Source organism: Mesorhizobium captivum (assembly GCF_033977165.1).
Classification (GTDB): Bacteria; Pseudomonadota; Alphaproteobacteria; order Rhizobiales; family Rhizobiaceae; genus Mesorhizobium; species Mesorhizobium captivum.
Window position 1 is genome coordinate 17,334 of sequence record NZ_JAVIJB010000056.1, and the last position, 18,809, is coordinate 36,142.

Annotated in this window: 19 protein-coding genes and 1 pseudogene; 7 read left to right on the forward strand and 13 right to left on the reverse strand. The window is 63.8% G+C overall.

Annotated elements, in window-relative coordinates; genetic code table 11:
• Window positions 1-35: 35 nt before the first annotated feature.
• From RFM40_RS30270 to RFM40_RS30285, 4 genes and pseudogenes are all read right to left on the reverse strand, one after another.
• On the reverse strand, window positions 36-641 hold the full coding sequence (locus RFM40_RS30270) for an arginyltransferase (protein WP_430691751.1): 606 nt from the start codon (window positions 639-641) through the stop codon (window positions 36-38).
• A pseudogene (locus RFM40_RS30275) lies at window positions 560-1,219 on the reverse strand (DMT family transporter); the annotation flags it as partial. The pseudogene RFM40_RS30275 and the gene RFM40_RS30270, both read right to left, overlap by 82 nt.
• A gap of 119 nt (window positions 1,220-1,338) precedes the next feature.
• Entirely contained in the window at window positions 1,339-2,103 is a 765-nt protein-coding gene (locus tag RFM40_RS30280; RefSeq protein WP_320278806.1) for an arginyltransferase, read from the reverse strand.
• A gap of 140 nt (window positions 2,104-2,243) precedes the next feature.
• On the reverse strand, window positions 2,244-2,714 hold the full coding sequence (locus tag RFM40_RS30285) for an RDD family protein (RefSeq protein ID WP_320229938.1): 471 nt from the start codon (window positions 2,712-2,714) through the stop codon (window positions 2,244-2,246).
• Window positions 2,715-2,912: 198 nt separating this feature from the next.
• On the opposite strand from RFM40_RS30285, the gene sthA reads away from it, so the two are divergent.
• A complete protein-coding gene (gene sthA, locus RFM40_RS30290; RefSeq protein ID WP_320229939.1) occupies window positions 2,913-4,301 on the forward strand; it encodes a Si-specific NAD(P)(+) transhydrogenase in 1,389 nt (462 codons plus the stop codon).
• A 23-nt stretch (window positions 4,302-4,324) separates the two neighbouring features.
• Here the strand turns inward: sthA and RFM40_RS30295 are convergent, their stop codons facing one another.
• From RFM40_RS30295 to RFM40_RS30315, 5 genes are all read right to left on the reverse strand, one after another.
• Window positions 4,325-5,431: a substrate-binding domain-containing protein gene (locus RFM40_RS30295; RefSeq protein WP_320229940.1), complete on the reverse strand. Its 1,107-nt coding sequence runs from the start codon at window positions 5,429-5,431 to the stop codon at window positions 4,325-4,327.
• Window positions 5,431-6,048 carry a 5-bromo-4-chloroindolyl phosphate hydrolysis family protein gene (locus tag RFM40_RS30300; protein WP_320229941.1) on the reverse strand — a complete coding sequence of 206 codons (618 nt, stop codon included), beginning with the start codon at window positions 6,046-6,048 and terminating at the stop codon, window positions 5,431-5,433. The genes RFM40_RS30295 and RFM40_RS30300 overlap by 1 nt, the downstream gene beginning before the upstream one ends.
• An 8-nt stretch (window positions 6,049-6,056) precedes the next feature.
• Complete coding sequence (locus RFM40_RS30305) at window positions 6,057-7,628, reverse strand: substrate-binding domain-containing protein (protein WP_320278807.1); 1,572 nt, start codon at window positions 7,626-7,628, stop codon at window positions 6,057-6,059.
• A 10-nt stretch (window positions 7,629-7,638) separates the two neighbouring features.
• Window positions 7,639-8,718, reverse strand: coding sequence for a toxic anion resistance protein (locus tag RFM40_RS30310; RefSeq protein WP_320229943.1), 1,080 nt, complete (start codon window positions 8,716-8,718; stop codon window positions 7,639-7,641).
• A gap of 128 nt (window positions 8,719-8,846) precedes the next feature.
• Entirely contained in the window at window positions 8,847-9,506 is a 660-nt protein-coding gene (locus RFM40_RS30315) for an alpha/beta hydrolase (RefSeq protein WP_320278808.1), read from the reverse strand.
• Between the two features lie 202 nt (window positions 9,507-9,708).
• On the opposite strand from RFM40_RS30315, the gene RFM40_RS30320 reads away from it, so the two are divergent.
• A complete protein-coding gene (locus RFM40_RS30320; protein WP_320278809.1) occupies window positions 9,709-10,944 on the forward strand; it encodes an OpgC family protein in 1,236 nt (411 codons plus the stop codon).
• 7 nt (window positions 10,945-10,951) lie between these two features.
• On the opposite strand, the gene RFM40_RS30325 is transcribed toward RFM40_RS30320, so the two are convergent.
• Window positions 10,952-12,031, reverse strand: a complete 1,080-nt coding sequence (locus RFM40_RS30325) for a LacI family DNA-binding transcriptional regulator (protein WP_320278810.1) — start codon at window positions 12,029-12,031, stop codon at window positions 10,952-10,954.
• A gap of 177 nt (window positions 12,032-12,208) precedes the next feature.
• Here RFM40_RS30325 and RFM40_RS30330 point away from each other — a divergent pair, with 177 nt between their 5' ends.
• Window positions 12,209-12,352, forward strand: a complete 144-nt coding sequence (locus tag RFM40_RS30330) for a hypothetical protein (RefSeq protein WP_320278811.1) — start codon at window positions 12,209-12,211, stop codon at window positions 12,350-12,352.
• Window positions 12,353-12,407: 55 nt separating this feature from the next.
• Complete coding sequence (locus RFM40_RS30335; protein WP_320229948.1) at window positions 12,408-12,545, forward strand: hypothetical protein; 138 nt, start codon at window positions 12,408-12,410, stop codon at window positions 12,543-12,545.
• A 52-nt stretch (window positions 12,546-12,597) separates the two neighbouring features.
• Here RFM40_RS30335 and RFM40_RS30340 read toward each other — a convergent pair whose 3' ends face one another.
• Window positions 12,598-12,972, reverse strand: coding sequence for a DUF423 domain-containing protein (locus RFM40_RS30340; protein ID WP_320222721.1), 375 nt, complete (start codon window positions 12,970-12,972; stop codon window positions 12,598-12,600).
• A gap of 35 nt (window positions 12,973-13,007) precedes the next feature.
• Window positions 13,008-14,261: a multidrug efflux MFS transporter gene (locus RFM40_RS30345; RefSeq protein ID WP_320278812.1), complete on the reverse strand. Its 1,254-nt coding sequence runs from the start codon at window positions 14,259-14,261 to the stop codon at window positions 13,008-13,010.
• A 119-nt stretch (window positions 14,262-14,380) separates the two neighbouring features.
• Between RFM40_RS30345 and RFM40_RS30350 the strand changes: the two genes are divergently transcribed.
• Together RFM40_RS30350 and RFM40_RS30355 are read left to right on the forward strand one after the other, a co-directional pair.
• Window positions 14,381-15,046: a GntR family transcriptional regulator gene (locus tag RFM40_RS30350; RefSeq protein ID WP_320273414.1), complete on the forward strand. Its 666-nt coding sequence runs from the start codon at window positions 14,381-14,383 to the stop codon at window positions 15,044-15,046.
• 228 nt (window positions 15,047-15,274) lie between these two features.
• Complete coding sequence (locus RFM40_RS30355; protein ID WP_320278813.1) at window positions 15,275-16,246, forward strand: glycosyl transferase family 90; 972 nt, start codon at window positions 15,275-15,277, stop codon at window positions 16,244-16,246.
• Window positions 16,247-16,388: 142 nt separating this feature from the next.
• Here the strand turns inward: RFM40_RS30355 and RFM40_RS30360 are convergent, their stop codons facing one another.
• On the reverse strand, window positions 16,389-17,432 hold the full coding sequence (locus RFM40_RS30360; protein WP_320229952.1) for an aldo/keto reductase: 1,044 nt from the start codon (window positions 17,430-17,432) through the stop codon (window positions 16,389-16,391).
• Window positions 17,433-17,690: 258 nt separating this feature from the next.
• Between RFM40_RS30360 and ppk2 the strand changes: the two genes are divergently transcribed.
• Complete coding sequence (gene ppk2 / locus RFM40_RS30365) at window positions 17,691-18,611, forward strand: polyphosphate kinase 2 (RefSeq protein ID WP_320229953.1); 921 nt, start codon at window positions 17,691-17,693, stop codon at window positions 18,609-18,611.
• The last annotated feature ends 198 nt before the right edge of the window (window positions 18,612-18,809 follow it).

An 18,809-nucleotide genomic window follows, 5' to 3' on the forward strand; every position in this document is an offset into this window, starting at 1 on the left:
TTGAAACAGTTAAGGTCGGGCTTTGGGAAAAATGGTCAGCGACTGACCGCTTCGTGGTCGTAGCGTTCCCAGCCTTTCGGGCCGAGATGCTCCTGCGGCATGAAGCGCATCTTATAGCTCATCTTACGCGAGCCGTTGACCCAGTAGCCGAGATAGACGTGGGGCAGTCCCATCGCCTTGGCGCGGGCGATGTGGTCGAGGATCATGAAGGTGCCGAGCGAGCGGTCCTCCAAATCGGGATTGAAGTAGGAATAGACCATCGACAGGCCGTCGGCCATCTTGTCGGTCAGCGCCACGGCGATCAATTCACCCTGGCCCTTGCCGGTGATGAAGGTATCCGGGCCGCGGCGGCGGTATTCGATGATCTTGGTGTCGACATGGGTGTCCTCGACCATCATCGCATAGTCGAGCACCGTCATGTCGGACATGCCGCCGCGCCGGTGGCGGGCGTCGAGATAGGCGCGGAACAGCGAATATTGCTCGGTCGATGGCTGCGCGTCATGCATGGCGCCGATCAAGTCGGCATTGCGCTGGATGACGCGGCGCATGTTGCGGCTGGCGAGATCGGCATGATCACGGCGCCGTTGAAGATGATCCACCACGGCGCGTTCACTTGCAGCCCTTCGCCGGAGACCATGAATATGGCGAGCGCCAGCGGGAAGATGACGCCCACCAGCGAGGTGAAGCCCATGTCCTTGCCGCTGGCGCGCGAGATGGTGATGGCAAGTGCAACGAAGAAGGCAGAGCAGAGCGCCATGAAATCGCCGAACAGCTTGCCCGTGCCGACAGAGCCGCCGACGATGACCAGCACGCCGACGATCATCGCGAGCATTGCAATCATAGTCCCGAGGCGCGGACGCTCCTTGAGGAACAGCCAGGAGAGCAGCGCCGCGAATACGGTGTTGAAGGCGAGGATGAAGACGAGATCCGCGGTCGAGGTGTGATAGACGGCGGTGACGAAGGTGATGCCGGTCAAACCGTAGCACAGCGCCACGGCAAGCCCCGACCAGCCGGGGATGAGTTGCGGCGCGTTGCTGCGCAGCGCACGCCAGACGGCCCAGATCACCAGCGCGGCGATGAGCGTGGTGCCGGTGCGCAGCATCATGATGGTCCAGGGGCTGCCGTCGGCCAAGCGGATCAGCGGGATGTCGACTGTCAGCGTCAGCCCGCCGATGGCGGTGATCAGCAGGCCCTTCTGGTGGTCGTGGTGGGGGGACATGATAAGTCTCGCAATGAATTTTGCAGACGGCTGGCATCATCTCGCACTCTTCACCGAGTGGCGGAAACACCAGCTTCCTGCCCTTTGAAACAGTTAAGGTCGGGCTTTGGGAAAAATGGTCAGCGACTGACCGCTTCGTGGTCGTAGCGTTCCCAGCCTTTCGGGCCGAGATGCTCCTGCGGCATGAAGCGCATCTTATAGCTCATCTTACGCGAGCCGTTGACCCAGTAGCCGAGATAGACGTGGGGCAGTCCCATCGCCTTGGCGCGGGCGATGTGGTCGAGGATCATGAAGGTGCCGAGCGAGCGGTCCTCCAAATCGGGATTGAAGTAGGAATAGACCATCGACAGGCCGTCGGCCATCTTGTCGGTCAGCGCCACGGCGATCAATTCACCCTGGCCCTTGCCGGTGATGAAGGTATCCGGGCCGCGGCGGCGGTATTCGATGATCTTGGTGTCGACATGGGTGTCCTCGACCATCATCGCATAGTCGAGCACCGTCATGTCGGACATGCCGCCGCGCCGGTGGCGGGCGTCGAGATAGGCGCGGAACAGCGAATATTGCTCGGTCGATGGCTGCGCGTCATGCATGGCGCCGATCAAGTCGGCATTGCGCTGGATGACGCGGCGCATGTTGCGGCTGGCGGTGAACTCCTGCGCCAGGATGCGCACCGACACGCAGGCCCGGCAGGACTCGCAGGCCGGCCGGTAGGCAATGTTCTGCGAGCGCCGGAAGCCGCCCTGGGTCAAGAGGTCGTTCATCTCGGGCGCCTTGTCGCCGACAAGGTGCGTGAACACCTTGCGCTCGAACTGGCCCTCCAGATACGGGCACGGCGACGGCGCGGTCAGGAAGAACTGCGGCGACTGGGTCGGATGCTGCGTCATCGATCCTTGGAAACGCTCCTGCGAATCGCCCTACCTTTGGCCCGGCCGGCGAAAAATTCAACAGGATTGTGTGGCCGCGGCCGGCCCAGGCTGTTCATATTCTAGCACAACCGGCGCGGCGACGGCGGGCGACGGCACCGTCAGACATCGGTGCGGGTGACGACCGTGCCGAGAAGCAGGTCATGCAGCGTGCGCTTGCGATCGGAAAACAGCGTGACCAGCAGCACCAGCGGCGTCAGGATGACGTTGCCGGCCCAGAACAGCACCGAATGCACCACCGCGGTCAGGCCGTCGATGCGCGTGCCGTCAAGCCTGTCGAGCCGGATGCCCATCATCTTCATGCCGGTTGTTGCCTGGTCGCGGCTGCCCAGCGTGTTCCAGATGTAGAGGATGGCAACCGCCGGTACCAGCACGGAAAACAGCGCCCAGCCGAGGCCGAAGGTCAAAAGCCCAAGCACGGCGACCAATATGGCGAACGGGATGGTGAGCAGCGCAACGATGAAATAGTCGAGGAGGAAGGCGAAGACGCGCCTGGTGCGCACGCCGCGATAGGCGCGCGTGTCCTCGAACTTCGTGGTGATGATCTCGCCGTCAAGCACGTGCGTGGTCATGTCATGCCCTCGTAACAGGCCGGACATAGGTCTCGGCCATTCGCCACTGAAATGGTGAAAGCCGCCGGAGGAATCAAGGTCGAAGGCTCGTGATGCATGCTCGGCAAGCCGTGGCGAGCGCGGTTGCGGCGGTTGAATTCATGGCGCCGATCGCGTTACTTTGCTGCGGCGCAACAAGACGCCGAGGGGAAGGGGAACATGGACTACGACATGCTTGTCATCGGCAGCGGCCCCTCTGGGCGCCGCGCCGCGGTGCAGTCGGCCAAGCTTGGCAAATCGGTACTGGTGGTCGATAGGGGCCGGCGCCTCGGCGGCGTCTCGGTGCACACCGGCACCATTCCGTCCAAGACGCTGCGCGAAACCGTGCTCAACCTCTCCGGCTGGCGCGAGCGCGGCTTCTACGGGCGCGGCTATCGGGTTAAGCAGGACATTTCCGTCAGCGACCTCGTCGAGCGCCTGCACAAGACGCTCGATCACGAGGTCGAGGTGCTGCAGCATCAGTTCATGCGCAACGCGGTCAAAAGCGCGCGTGCCACGGCCAAATTCCTCGGCGCCAACAAGGTCAGCCTGACGACCGACAATGGCGACTACAGCGAGGTCGGCTTCGCCAATGCGCTGATCGCCGTGGGCACCACGCCGCACCGGCCGCGCGACGTGCCCTTCGACAAGACGCGCATTTTCGACAGCGACGAGATGCTGGAACTCGACCGGCTGCCGCGCACGCTGACCGTCATTGGCGCCGGCGTCATCGGCGTCGAATACGCGACCATCTTTTCGGCGCTCGACGTGCCGGTGACGCTGGTCGAGCCGCGCAATACCATCCTCGATTTCGTCGACCGCGAGATCGTCGACGATTTCATCCACCAGATGCGCGACCGCGGCATGACTATCCGTCTCGGCAGCACGGTCAAGGAAATCGCCTCCAAGCCCGACTATGCCGAGGTGACCCTTGCCGACGGCCGCACCATCCGCTCCGAGATCGTGCTTTATGCCGCTGGCCGCAGCGGCAATCTCGGCAGCCTCGGCCTCGACGTGGTCGGCATCGAGGCCGACTCCAGGGGGCGCATAAAGGTCGATCCGCACACGTTCCAGACCGGTGTGCCCAACATCTACGCCACCGGCGACGTCATCGGCTTCCCGAGCCTGGCCTCGACCTCGATGGAGCAGGGCAGGGTGGCCGCCTGCCACGCCTTTGGCGTGGCGCTGCCGCCGCCGCCGGAAACTTTTCCGTACGGCATCTACGCCGTGCCGGAAATCTCCACAGTCGGCCAGTCGGAGGAGCAGGTGCGCGAGAGCGGGATCGCCTATGAGGTCGGCGTCGCGCGCTTCCGCGAAACCTCGCGCGGCCACATCATGGGCGTCAACTCGGGCTTCCTGAAGCTGCTCTTTTCGGTCGAGACGCGCCGTCTGCTCGGCGCCCATATCGTCGGCGAGGGCGCTACCGAGCTCATCCATATCGGTCAGGCCGTGATCAATCTCGGCGGCACGGTCGACTTCTTCGTCAACAACACTTTCAACTACCCGACATTGGCCGAGGCCTACAAGATCGCCGGCCTGGATGCCTGGAACCGGATGGGGCAGGGGTGAACAGCCCTGGTACGAAGCGCTGCCTAGACTTCCAGTTGTGACAACAGCGCCAGCATCACATCGGCCGAAGGCATCGGCAGCACGGCCTCGATCTCCGCCGGCCGCACACCAGCGATCGTGTCGCTGCCCGCGGCGACGGTCCCGAGCGGCCCGCGGAAACCATGCTTCGACCAGGCAAGCTCCTGCAGCTTCGGGCTGGTCAGCGCTTCGAGCAGCGGATCGACCGTCGGGTCGATGACGATCAGCGGATGCGCCGAATAGACGGTTGGGCGCGGATAGAGGATTTCCGGCTTGGCGCCGGCGCCGGCCTGCACGCGCTGCCAGCGCGCCGGATCGGCCAGCGCCCATTCCACCAGCTGGTTTTCGTAGCCCACCGCCATCGGCTCGGCGCCGAGACCGCCGGCGATATACTGGTCGAACAGCTTGCCGGATGAGGACGATTTCAGACCCATGCTGCGGAAGATCGACTTTGCTTCCTCGCCATGCCGGGCAAGCAGTTCCTGGGTCGCCACGTCACCGCTCATCAGGCTGAGCGTCAGACCCGCGAACATGAAGCCGGAATTCGAGCGGTTGGGATCGGTCGAGACGATGCGCGCCCGGCCATAAAGCTCGGAAATGCCAAGATCCGACCAGTTCTTGCCGGCAAGAATGGCATCGAGCAGCGCCTTGAGGTCGAGCTGGTTGTAGCCACCCCTGGCGGCGACCGTGACCAGCCCGCTCTTCTTCAGGCCCTCGACCACCGGTCCCCAGGTGTAGATCACGATCGGCGAGTTGAGCACGACCTGGTCGTTGCGGATCGCCACCCCGCTCTTGCGCGCGAGATCGACCATGATCGAGGAGGAGGGCCACAGGAATTGCGGCTTCTGGGTGAGCAAGGCGGGCTCGCGCACCATCTCGACCGAGCCGGCGACGCGAGCACCGAGTTCAAGTCCGTAGCCGCCCAGCGCATGCACGACATCGGGATCGGCGAGGAAGGCCTGCTTCTCGCCGCCGATAAAGCCGAACAGATGCGCCCGGTTGCCGAGATAGCCGCGGAACTCCGGCCGATCCTTCACTGTCAAGTAGCTGCCCGTGCCTGCCGCGGCGGCGGCCAGCAATCCCAGTCCGAAAGCGCGGCGTGAAAGGGCCATCAGCGACCGATATCCTCTTTCAGCGACTCCTGAATGAGCCGCAAATCGACGTCCAGCGTGCCGAGCTCGGAGTCCGCCAGGCTGTCGGCATAATGCACGAAAGCATCCTGCAGCTTGGTGATCACCGCGCCGACATTGGCAAGTCGTTGCCGGTTGGGCGCCCGCCGGTCGGCCAGCGACGCATAGCCTTCCGCGACTTCCGCGGCCTGCGGCACATAATAGGTGAGGAAGCGCCGCACCGAGGCCGCGCTTGCCGGCTTGGCCTCGACCCTCGCGATGACATCGACGGCGATGTCGGAGAGGTTCTTCACCTTGGCCTTCATGTCCTTGTCGGCGATCGAACCGGCTGCCGCCGTCAGCCTGTCGGCCGCCGGCTGCGCCTGCGCCAGCAATTCGCGCGCGAACGCCACCTGGCCGCCGCCGATCGAGCCGAGATCGAGGCCTTCAAACAGCTGCCGCGGCGCCAGTACGAAGACCAGCCCGGCAAAGACCAACACCGAGATCACCGCCGAGACCAGGAAGGGGAAATGGGTAAGGGTGCTGAGGCCGATCAGCAGCGCGGCCGATACGAGGCCCGCTACGATCCAGTTCCAGTCATTGCCGAACAAGCCGCGCATCATCAGCCTTAGTTATAGCCGCGCGCCGCGCGGAAGGCACCGGCGAGGTCGCCGCTGCCGTCGAAGACGCGTGCCGAGGTTGCCTTGGCGAGGCTGTCGAGCTGGCTCTTGTCGGCATCGCCGAAGGTGATGCCGAACACCGGAACGCGCAGGGGAGCCTGGCGCCATTGTGCCAGGAAAGGCTCGGCGCTGCCGTCGGTGCGGCCGTCCGTCATGATGACGATCGCCGGCAGATATTTCGTCAGGTCGGCGGTCGCCAGGATCTTCTGCAGCGCCTGCCCGGCGCAGGCATACATGTCTGTGCCGCCGCCGGCATGCTGTTCGGCCACCGCGCTGAGCAGCTGGCTTTGGCCAGCCGGGTCGCCCGTCGCGTCGAAAATGTTGCGCACAGCGCTGTCGAAAGGCAGCACGAAGATGTGGTCGGAAGGCGTCCACTGCACCAGCACCTCGCTCGCCTTTTCAGGCGTGAACAGGAACTGCGCGGCTTGCTGCAGTTGCGTCTCGCCCTCGTTTTCCATCGAACCCGAGAAGTCGAAGCAGAGCGCCGTCAGCGAAGGCTTGCGCAGGGCCTCCTGGTAGAGGTTGAGCGCCGTGCGGATCACCGCCGGCTCCGGCATGCGGATCGACGTCACCAGCTTGCCTGGATCGAAATTCCAGTCAGGCTCGGCCGTCGCCAGGACCGCCGCGCCGCCGAGCGGAAGCCGCCTTCCAGTATCGGCGATGCGCTTGCGCACCGCGTCCGACTGCAGGTACGCGAGCAGGTCGGAGAAGAATTTCTCGATCTCCGGGCCGCGCCCTTGGTCGATGAAGCCGAGCGGGGAATCGCCGACCGCGACGCCATCGGCCGGATAGATCGCATAGAGCGGCTGGTCGCCCATCTGCTTGAGCTTGTCGTTGGTCTCTTTGAGCGTCGCTTCGTAGTTCCACATCGCGTCATAGAGCGTGCCCTTGCGCGCGGAATCGACATAGAGGTCCGCCAACCATCCCGACGAGCCGGACGAGCGCTCGACGCCTTGCAGCAGGGCGCTGACCGTGTCGTGCACGGATGCGCTGTCGAGATCGCCTGGCTGGATCACTTCCTTGCCGCCGAGCGCGCTGGAGAGCATGGCGAGGTAAGCGCTGGCGCCGGAGTTGGACTGCGTCGCCGACGTCATCAGGAATTTGAGCTTGCCATCCTTCACCGCGGCAAGGATGTCCTTCATGAAGACGTCGTTGCCGATCCAGCCGAGCTCGGCGGCCTTGGATTTGCGCACGCCGAGGATAACCGGCATCTGCGCGATCGAGGTGAGGTTGCGCACCTTGCGGCCGGAATCGAACAGATCGACCCAGACGCTCGAGGCCGGCCACACCGCATCCTGGTCGAGCCCGCCGGGCTTCTGTAGGGCGAGCCCGATGTCGAGCGATCCCCGGTAGGATATGGTGCAGGTCGCGCCCTGCTTGGCGCAGAATTCCTGCACGATCGGCTCCAGCACCGTGTTTTCGGAGCCGGACACGATCGAGAATTTGACGTTGCTCGAATTGCAGGCAGCCAGCAGCAGCGAGACCGCCAGGACCAGAACCGACGTCAGCGATTTCGGCATCGAGGTTCCGTCAGCCCTGGGTGAGCGCTTTCTTGAGATCGGCAGTCATCTGGTCCATCTGCTTCTCGGCCTCGGCCCGCTTCTGGCGGCCTTCCTGCTGGACCTTGAGCACGCCCTGCACCGTGTCGATCAGGTCGCGGTTGGCTTGCGCCAGCGTCTCGACATCGATGATGCCGCGCTGCGCCTGCTCCTCGATGGAGATGGCCTGGTCCTTCATCATCTTCGATGTCTGACGGATCATCTCGTTGGTGGCGTCGGTCACCGTCTTCTGCAATTCGAGCGCCGACTTCTGGTTGGTGAGGCCAAGCAGGATGACCATCTTCTGCTTCCAGGCGGGCACCGTCAGCGCCGATGTCGCCTGCAGGTTCTCGATCAGCGTCTCGTCGCCGGCCTGGACGATCCGGATCTGCGGCATCTGCTGGATGCCGAGCTGGCGCGCCTGCACCAGATAGAAGACGCGTTTTTCCAGCCGGTCGAGCGCCTGCACCGCGTCCTGGTAGGTCTGCGCTTCGAGTGTGCCGCCGGCGTCGCCGGCTTTGGCGTCGGCCGCGGCTTTCAGCTTCGGCAATTCGTTGGCCCGGTAATCGTCGACGAACTTCTTGCCGGCCTGGACATAGGCATCGAGCTTGAGGATGGAGTCCTTGGTCTGCTCATGCAGGTCGTCGAGCACGGCAATGTCGCGCCTGAGCGTGTCCTTGTGGCGGTCGAGCTCGAGCCCGATGCGGTCGATCTGGCCGGCGACATCCTCGTATTTTTCCTTGAAGCGCTCGAGCCGCGCCTTGAACGAGGAGAACAGGTTGCTGAGAAACCCCTCTTCCTTCAGCGAGGCCGGGTCGAGGTTCTTGGCCTTCATGATGATGTCGGTGAGCAGCGTGCCGGTGTCGCCAAGGTCTCGGTTGCGGATCTGCGAAAGGATCTTGTCGGCATAGTCGCTGACCGTCTGCTGGGCGCGGTCGCCAAAGACCGAGATGGCGGCGCGGTCCCCGATGTCGATGCCGCCTTCGATCCTGGCGATCTCGCCCGGGCTTGCGGCAATGACAGGCAATTTCGAAGTGTCGTCGAGCAGAGTGATGCTGTTCTCGTCGGCCATTGAGACCTCTCCCTGAGTGAACAGCATCTCGATAGACAGTATGTGACAGTGATATGACGATGAAGCGGCACGCCGCTTCAGGTCGTGAAATAGGTTTCCTTTCAGCGCCTGCGCGATGGAAGCATGTTTCAGGCGGCCCGCCAGGGCCCCGCAAGCCATTGCCGCGCGATGGCAGCATCGACCTCGCCGAATTCATGGCCCGAGGCGACGATACGCGCATCGACCTCGGCGCCGCGCTCACTCAGCAGCGTTACCAGGGACGGGGCGAAGGGGCCGTAGGTCTGGTCGGCCGCGCCGGCGATGACCAGCACCCGCGTTCGGGCGAGGTTGGTTGCCGGCGCCTCGTCGAGCACCGGCATCGCCCTGAGCAACGCCGCCTGCCTCACCAGCCCGGGGTGAAGCAGCATCAGCGTGGAAACCAGATTGGCGCCGTTGGAATAGCCGAGGAAGGTCGCGCGCCCGAGGTCGAGCCCGTGGCGTCGCGCGGCTTCGGTTGCGAATTGAGCGAAGGCGGCCGTTTCCACGCGGATGCTCGACTGGTCGAAACTGGTCGGCGTGATTCGCTCGAACCAGCGGAAACCGTCCTCTTGGGCGATGCGGCCGCGCGCCGCGACAAGCGTCGCGTGCGGCGCGATCTGCCTCGCCAGCGGCGCCAGCGTCGTTTCGTCCACGCCAGATCCATGCAACACGAAAAGGCATTCGCCGCTTGCATTTGCCGGTACGAGCAAGCGATAGGGGAAAGGCAGATCATGGCGCAGCACGCTGTTTTTGTTGGCATGTTCGGACATGATCACATCCTTTTGATTTTACGGAGATTTCGCTGATTTGCCGGCTTCAAAACGGAATGTTTTCAAGCTCCGAGAAAGTTGATTGAACCGGGCGCATTTCAGACCGTTTCTGCGCCGATACACTCCCGACGGGAGGAATCGAAGCGGTGCGTCGGGGGTCGCATTGCTGGAGATGAAACACCAGCTCTGAGGCCTTTTGTCGATGACCATCCCCGTTTCTCAACGCGACACGCGTATCAACGATCGCGACACGCGTATCAAGGATCGCGATACGCGTATCAAGGATCGCGACACGCGTATCGATGTGCTGCGCGCGCTCGCCTTGCTGACCATTTTCGTCGACCATGTGCCGGGCACCGTCTTCGAAAACCTGACCTACAAGAATCTCGGCTTCTCCGATGCGGCCGAGGCCTTTGTGCTGATCTCCGGCATTTCGGTGGCACTCGCCTATGGCAGCAAGTTCAAGCCGGGCGGCAGGCTGCTGGCGACCCTGAAGATGTGGCGGCGCGCCGGCGTGCTCTATGTCACCCACATCGTCATCACCATGGCGGTGATCGCGATGTTCTGTGCCGCAGCGGTGTTTGCCCACCGGCCGGAACTGCTGAAGATGATCAACATCGAGCCGCTGATGCGCAACACGCCGGAGGTGCTGCTCGGCATCGTCACGCTTGGCCATCAGCTCGGCTACAACAACATCCTGCCGGTCTATGCGGCGCTGCTTCTCGCGGCGCCGGCCTTCGTTCTGTTCGTCAGCTACAGGCCGGTGGCGGCATTGACGGTGTCCGGCATGCTGTGGCTGGTCGCCGGCATCTGGCAGATCGCGCCGCCGAACTATCCCGAGCCGGGTCTCTGGTTCTTGAATCCCCTGTCCTGGCAGTTCCTGTTCAACATCGGCCTCGCGGCCATGCTGCACGTCAAGCGCGGCGGCGCCATCCCCGTAAACCGGTGGCTGCTGGGCTTCGCCGGCGTCTATATTGTCGGCGCGGCGATCTGGGTGCACAGCCCATTGTGGGGTCAGATCACCTGGTTCGACCTGCCGGTGGTGATCGGCGGCTTCGACAAGACCTTCCTGTCGCTGCCGCGATTGCTGCATATACTTTCGGTCAGCTACCTGATCGTCGCCCTGCCGGCCGTGTCGAACCTCTTCCGTGCCAGGCCCGACAATCCGCTGGCGATCCTCGGCAAGCGCTCGCTGCCGGTGTTCGTCGCAGGAACGGTGATCGCCATGGCGGCCCAGGTGCTGAAGCTGATCAATCCGGGCGGCCTCGCCTATGACACGCTGCTGATCGCCGCCGGGATCGCCATGCAATTCGCGCTAGCGCTGTATCTCGAATGGCTCGCCGGTCTCGGCCCGGCCCGCGCCAGGCCGGCACGCGAAGAGATTGCGCGCCCCACGTTTGGCGCGCAGCCTATACCGGCGAGGGTTGGCGGCTACTAAGGGCTTGTCAGGTTCTCGGCGCCGGGCCGGTGGAGGCCCTGACGACCAGCTCGACGCCCATCGTCTCGCGCCGCACCGCGCCGTCGAAGTCGAGGATCATGCGCGCGGCGCGCCGGCCGATCTCGGTGATCGGCTGGGCGATCGTGGTCAGCGGTGGGTCGCTTAGCGCGCCGTCCGGCACGCCGTCGAAGCCGACGATGGCAACGTCCTCCGGCACCTTGAGGCCTCGCCTAGTCAGCCATTCGATGGCGATCAGGGCCATCCTGTCCGACATCGCCAGGATGGCGGTCGGCTGTTCGCCGCCGGCGAAGATCGCTTCGAGGCCGGCCCTGGTGCTCTTCTCCTCGTTCTCGGTCTCGAAAATCGGCACCTTCGTCGTGTCGACGCCGAAGCGGGACAGTTCCTCGAAATAGCCGGCGAGACGATCGCGTGTGCCTGTATAGATCGCCGAGCGAACCATTTCCGGCGTGACGAAACCAGTGCGGTCCTCGCCGAGGGTCAGCGACAGCACCGCGAAACGGCGGTGACCGAGCTCCGCGAGATGGCGCGCGGCGAGCTGCCCGCCGGCGACATTGTCGACGCCAATCGCCGAAATGGTCTCATCGTGAAAGCCGAGCTCCAGCGCGACGAATGGCAGCCTGCGCTCGCGCGTCAGGTCGACGAGGCGCGAGCCGCCTTCGATGCAGAACAGGATGAAGCCGTCGACCAGCGCGCTCTGGATGTTCCAGGCAAGCTTTTCCTGGTTGGCGGCCGAAACCAGGGCGATGCCGGCGCCGGTGGCGTCGCAGGCTTCGGAGATGCCGGCCATCATGACGCGGGCGAAGGGATCCTCGAAGAAATAGGAGAGGGGCTCGGTCGTGCCGACACCGATGGCGTTGACCTTGCCGGCGCGCAGCAGGCGCCCCTTGGGGTCGGGGCCGGCATAACCCATCGCTTCCGCCACCGCCTTGACCCGCTCGCGCACCTCGGCGCGCACGATCTCCGGGCGGCTGAAGACGTTGGAGGCCGTGCCATGCGAGACACCGGCCGCCTTGGCGATATCCGCCAGCCGGATGGGTCGTGCGTGGCCTTCGATGGGTGATGCCATGTCGTTCCTCCGAATCCGGTCACATGACGAACATGACCGCGGAATGGTTGCCGGTCATCTAACATTTTTCTTGGATCGATTCAAATTTTTGCTTGACTTCGGCGGCATAAGGCATATGATTTGAATCGATCCAAGTCGCTTTGGCGAGTTGGAGCCAGGTTCAAGAAGGAGGGTGCCATGCATCCGGTCAACTATCTGTTTGAAGACGTCTACCGTAACGATTGGGGCATTGCCTCGGCTGCGCTGAGCGAGCGGCGCCGCGGCAAGGCAAGCCCGTGGAAGCGTGAGCCACGCTTCATCATGGAGCGTAAGCGCGCCTGAGAAGTCTGCTTTTTCGGTCGATCAATTGGATCGATTCAACCAAGGGAAGTCAGCCATGCATCCGATCAGCCACCTTTTCCAGGATATCTATCGCAACTATTGGGGCATCTCGCCGGCGACCGACAGGCCGGAACGGCAGCGCACAGCGGAGCCGGCGACGCGCAGGCTCAAGCTGCTTCAGAAGCGCCGGTAATCTCGGCGCGGTCCGTTAGACGAATCTCCCCGCGATGGTGGCACGGATAGCTCTAGGACCGGGGCCGCCACAGCGCCGAGACGGCGATCGCCAGCCAGCCGGCGATCAGAAGCGTGCCGCCGATCGGCGCCGACATCGGAAACAGCCGCGAGCCGAGGAAATCCCTGGCGAGAAGATCGCCCGAGAACAGCAGCAGGCCGACGAGCAGCACCAGGCTTGCGATCCGGAGGCACCGGTTGCCGCCGATAAGGCCGATGGCGAGAAAGACCGGGGCGTGCATCAACAGGAAGGATGCGGCCGTGCCGGTGAAGGCGCCGCCGCGATGCGCGGCGGCGGCCGACAGCGCCACGCCTGCTGCGCCGACAATGCCGCCCGCCAGCACGAGGATGCGGCCGGCGCCGTTTGAGGATTGCCCCGCAAGGCTCATTTCGATGCTCCGTGTTCGGCAGGGCGGCCCGCCAATCAGGATTCGCCGGCCTCGATCAGCATATGCCGCGCCCGCCGCGACTGGACAATCCAGTTATAGACCGCACCCAGCGCCATCAGCACGGATGTGCCTAAAAACACCGCCCGCATGCCGAAATGGCCGCCGACGAAGCCGCCAGCGAGCGGCCCCGCGACCTGGCCGACATATTGCGCCGAGATCGACAGTCCGAGCACATTGCCGCCGACGCCGTCCGGAATGTTGTGTCGGATGACGCTGGTGATGCAGGGCAGCAAGCCGCCGAGCGCCAGGCCCATCAGGAAGCGCAGCCCGATCAGTTGCCAGCCGTCGGTGACGAAAGCCTGCGGAATAAGCAGCAGCGCCGAGACGGCGAGCGCGCCGACAACGACATTCCAATGGCCGACGCGGTCGGCGAGTTTGCCCAGCCACGACGAGGACAGGATGGTGCCGAGTGCTGCCGCCGACATCACCACGCCCGCAACCATCGTCACCTTGCTCTGGTCCTCGACGAGCTGCTGCACATAAACGGTGATGATCGGCTCGATCGACATGGTAGCGAAGGCGAGCAGCATGCCGGTTGTCAGCATGGCGACGACCGGGCGCTTGTCGGGGATTTGCGACCAGCCGCTTTTCGGTTTCGCTGCCGAAGCGGCGTTGGCCGCGGGCGGGCGCGGGTTTTCCTTGATCAGGAAAGTCGTGGTCAGGAAAGCGAGAAAGATCACGCCGCCGGACAGCAGGAATGTCGCGCGGATGCCGATCACCGGCGGCAGCACGCCGCCGAGCAGTGGGCCGACCAGCGAGCCCGCCGTGATGCCAGCCGAGAGCACGCCGAGCGCCCAGCCGGAGCGGTCCTTCGGCGTCTGCATCGCCACCAATATCGTCGAGCCGGAGGAATAGCCGCCGGCAAAGCCGATCAGGAGCCTCAGCAGCACCAGTTGCCAGACGCTCTCGACCATACCTGTCAGCGACATGCAGATCGCCATGCCGAACGAGGCGCGCACCAGCATCAGCTTGCGGCCATAGCGGTCGCCGAGCCGCCCCCAGAGCGGCGCGACCAGGGCCGCGGCAAAGAAGGTGGCGCCATAGGCAATGCCCGACCATTGCACGATCGCCGCGTGCCCATCGACGCCGAGTTGTTCGACGTAGAGCGGCAGGAACGGCAACAGCAGCGTCATGGCAATCAGCGTGCTGAACGAGCCGGCGAAGCAGACCGCAAGATTGCGCCGCCAATGGACGTTGTAGCCGCTCTGTTCCGTGGTGTCGTCCGCCATGTCATGCCTGCACTGTCGTCTGGGGTTGTTCCGGATACCGATTTGGGATACCAAGGCGGTATCCGTCATGAACCTCAACCCAGCCGCTGTCAATGCGGAGCCGAAAAAGCGGAACGACAATGTCGCAGATGCAGAATGTCGAAAGGCAGCTTCGCGAAATGATCCTCGGGCTGGAGATCGGCCCGGGCGAGCGGCTGACCGAGCGCTGGATCGAAAGCCGCTTCGGCGCCTCGCGCACCCCGGTCAGGGCCGCATTGCTGCGCCTTGAGACCGAAGGGCTGATCGGCCGCGACGGCCGCGGCTGGACGGTAGCGCCCATCAACCTCGCCGAGCTTGGTCAGATCGCCGTCTACCGCGAGGCGGTCGAGGTGGCGGCGGTGAGGTTGACGGCAGCGCTCGAGGATCGCGGTGGGGTCGAGGTGATCGCGGCGATGCTCGATTCCTGCGACGCCGATACGCCGCGCGAGGAATGGCACCGCGTCGGCATGGATTTTCACATCGAGCTGGCCAGGCTTTCCGGCAATGAATTTCTGCTCAGAGCCGTGCGCGACGCGATGACGAGGCTGTCGCGCGCCCGCTGGCTGGAAGTGCGCGACGAGGCGGCGCTCGGCCGTGCATGGGCCGAGCACCATGCGATCCTGGCGGCTGCGCGAAAGGGCGATGCCGACGAGGCGGCGCGGCTGCTCTCGGCTCATATCGCCGGCAGCCGCGACCGGCTGGTGACATCGCTGCATGACGACCGGCGCGGCCTGCGCGCCAGGGGCTTTGCCGTTGTCGCTGCCTGACCCCGCAAACGTCGTCGAATACTAGAGCAATTCCAGGAAAAGTGTGAAACGGTTTTCCGTTCGGAATTGCGTCAAAACAAAGAGATAGAGCGGTTCGCCGTTTCCATGAAACGGTGAAACGCTCTAGGACTCTCACAATTTCGTCCGGTTGTGCGGGCTTGCAAGATGTTCGGCACAATGCTGTAGGAGACGCGGGGAACAACCCCGCATCTTTGAAACGACGGACGCATGGCTTCGCCCTTACGCACCGCAGCGCGGGTATTTTATTTCGTACGCAACATCACGCGCGATGTGGCGCCGCAGGCTCTCTTTCGCCATCGCCTGGCCAGCCGGCTGCAGCAGGCGAGGCTCTCCAGCAAAACGGTCCGCGACCGCGTCAGCTATTACAACAAGCTCGACCATAGCTTCGTGCCGAGCGCGGCTGCCGTGCCGGCCGGTCAAATACCCAAGTTCGGGAGCATGTACTATTACGATCTGAAGGAGTTCGCCCGCTACTTCGATCGCGACCTGCTCATCGATCTCGAGTTCGGCGATGTCGTCGACGTGCCCAAGACGCCGGCGATCGTCAAGGACCGGCCGATCCGTGACGACAACGGCAATGCCGTGATCATGAAGCTCGACAAGTTCCGTCATTTCCGGTTTCCCCGCGATGGGCTGTCCTTCGCCGACAAGCGCCCGATGGCGGTCTGGCGCGGCGATCTCAACAATCCGATCCGCAAGCGGTTCGTCGACGCCGTGCGCGGTCTGCCGGTTTGCGACGCGGGCTCGCCCAAGCCGAGCGCGCCGGAGAACTACCGCAAGCCCTACCTCACGATCCCGCTGCAGCTGCAGTTCCGCTACATCGTCTCGCTCGAAGGCAACGACGTGGCGACCAACCTGAAATGGATCATGAGCTCGAACTCGCTCTGCCTGATGCCGCCTCCGACCTACGAGACGTGGTTTGCCGAAGCTGAGCTCGAGGCCAATGTCCACTACGTGCCGCTGGCGCCCGATTTTTCCGATGTCGCCGACAAGATTGCCTATTTCGAAAAGCATCCGGCGGAAGCCCAGCGCATCGTAGCGGCGGCCAACGCCTATTGCCGCAGATTCAGCAACGAAAAGGACGAGTGGGCCGTCTCTCTGCTCGTCCTCTACAAATATTTCGTGCTGAGCGGCCAGATCAAACCCGACGCGGAAGTCTGGCGCCACGTTGCGGGCTGACCCCGCGCCCTTAGAGCAATTCCAGGAAAAGTGCGTAGCGGTTTTCCGTCCGGAATTGCGTCAAAACAAACACTTAGAAGCGGATCAGCGATTCTATCGACGCTGAGCCGCTCTGGGGCGCGGGGACGCTTAGTACGTGCTCTCAGATATCGCTGCGGTCGAGCACCAGGTCGGCCGGGCCGAACCGGTCCTTGGCGGTGAACTGCTGGTGCCAGTAGGGATAAAGCACCGGCGGCCGGCCGACGGCGTCGAGGCGCAGGCGCTCGTCGAGCGACAGCGTCAGGCTTGCCGCGGCAAGGTTGTCCTTGAGCTGGGCTTCGTTGCGGGCACCGATCACCAGCGAGCTGACGGCCGGACGGCCGAGCAGCCAGGCCAGCGCCACCTGCGCCGCCGAAACGCCGCGCGCCTTGCCGATCTCGACCAGAACGTCGACGATCCGCCACAACCTGTCCTCGTCGCGGATCGGCGGTTCCGACCAGCCGCCAAGTTGGCGCGCCGTCGGGCTGTCGCGGCGATATTTGCCGGAAAGCAAGCCGCCGGCCAGCGGGCTCCAGACGAGCACGCCGAGGCCCTGGTCGACCGAGATCGGCAGCAACTCGTACTCGGCCTCGCGCGCTTCCAGCGTGTAGTGGATCTGCTGGGTGACGAAGCGCGGCTGATGATGGCTGTCGCTGATCGAGAGCGCCTTCATCACCTGCCAACCAGAATAGTTGGAGCAGCCGACATAACGGACCTTGCCCTGGCCGACCAAGGTGTCGAGCGCGGCGATCGTCTCCTCCAGCGGCGTGACGCCGTCCCATTCGTGCAGGAAATAGATATCGATGACATCGGTCTTGAGCCGCTTCAGGCTCCTCTCGCATTCGCGGATCAGATGATGGCGCGACAGGCCTTCGTCGTTGGGGCCGTTGCCGATCCGCATGCGCGCCTTCGACGCGATCAGCACATCGTTCTTGCGCTTGCCGCCGAGCGCCTCGCCGACGATCTCCTCGGACAGGCCGTTCGAATAGACATTGGCGGTGTCGATGAGGTTGATGCCGGCATCGATGCAGGTGTCGATGATGCGCTTGGCTTCGGAAAGATCGGAATTGCCGACGGCGGCGAACGGGCCCGTGCCGCCGAAGGTCATCGTGCCAAGGGTCAATGTCGAAACCTTAAGGCCGGAACGGCCGAGGGTGCGGTATTCCATGTCAGGTCCTCGCGATTTTATTTTGAAGAGGCGCGCCGTGGCGGACGCCGGAAAGAGGCGAGGGTATTTGTAGGACAATTCCGGCGGCTTGTCGCCCCGCCATCGATACGGGTCGACCACATATCGGCTGGTCCAGCATTGCTGATCCGCGCTTGCAATAAAACCGTCATTGCGCGTCTGTATCTCAGTCGGCTTACCGAGTTGCGTTTCCGGCCATGGCCTGAACGCACGAAGGGGCTGACAGGCAGGAGCTGCGCGATGAACGAACTCAAAACGAATTCCGGAGCCAAGGACTGGCTGGAAGCCGAGCTCGAGGACACGCTCGACGAGGACTATGAGCTGGAGATTTCCGAGCCGGCGCTCTCGCTCGAGATCGCCAAAATCTACAAGAAGTCGCATCCGCCCTCCATCGAGCGGATGACCTATTTCCGCGAGCTGCTGCGGCTGCAGTCGGAGCTGATCAAGCTGCAGTCCTGGGTCGCCTACCACAAGAAGAAGCTGGTGGTGATCTTCGAGGGCCGTGACTCCGCCGGCAAGGGCGGCGTCATCAAGCGCATCACGCAGCGCCTCAACCCGCGCATCGCCCGTGTCGTGGCCTTGCCGGCGCCGACCGAGCGTGAGAAGTCGCAATGGTATTTCCAGCGCTACGTGCCGCATCTGCCTGCCGGTGGTGAGATCGTGCTGTTCGACCGCTCCTGGTACAACCGCTCCGGCGTCGAGCGCGTGATGGGTTTCGCCAACTCGGATCAGGTGGAGGAATTCTTCCGCGACGTGCCTGAATTCGAGCGCATGCTGGTGCGCTCCGGCATCACGCTGGTCAAATACTGGTTCTCGATCACCGACGAGGAGCAGCAGATGCGCTTCCTGATGCGCATCCACGACCCGATGAAGCAGTGGAAACTGTCGCCCATGGATCTGCAGTCGCGCGTCCGCTGGGAGCAGTACACCAAGGCCAAGGAAGAGACTTTTGCCCGCACCAACATCAAGGAAGCCCCGTGGTTCATCGTCGAGGGCAACGACAAGAAGCGAGCGCGGCTGAACTGCATCGACCACCTGTTGCAGCAGATGCCCTACGAAGACGTGCCGCACGAGGAGATCACGTTGCCCGAGCGCGTCTTCAACCCGTCCTACGAGCGCCAGGTGTTGCCGCGCGAGCTTTATGTGCCGCAGAAGTATTGAGCTGTATTTCCTTCTCCCCGTGAACGGGGAGAAGGTGCTCGAAGGGCGGATGAGGGGCAGCGCCGACGTCGGCGGTTGAGCCTCAATTCGTCGCGCAGGCCAAATGCGATGGGTCGCCGATCTCCATCAGGCAGCGCCGCCCCTTGTATCTGCACGGACAGAGATTTGTGCGATGGAAGCGACTGAGCCTCGAACCGG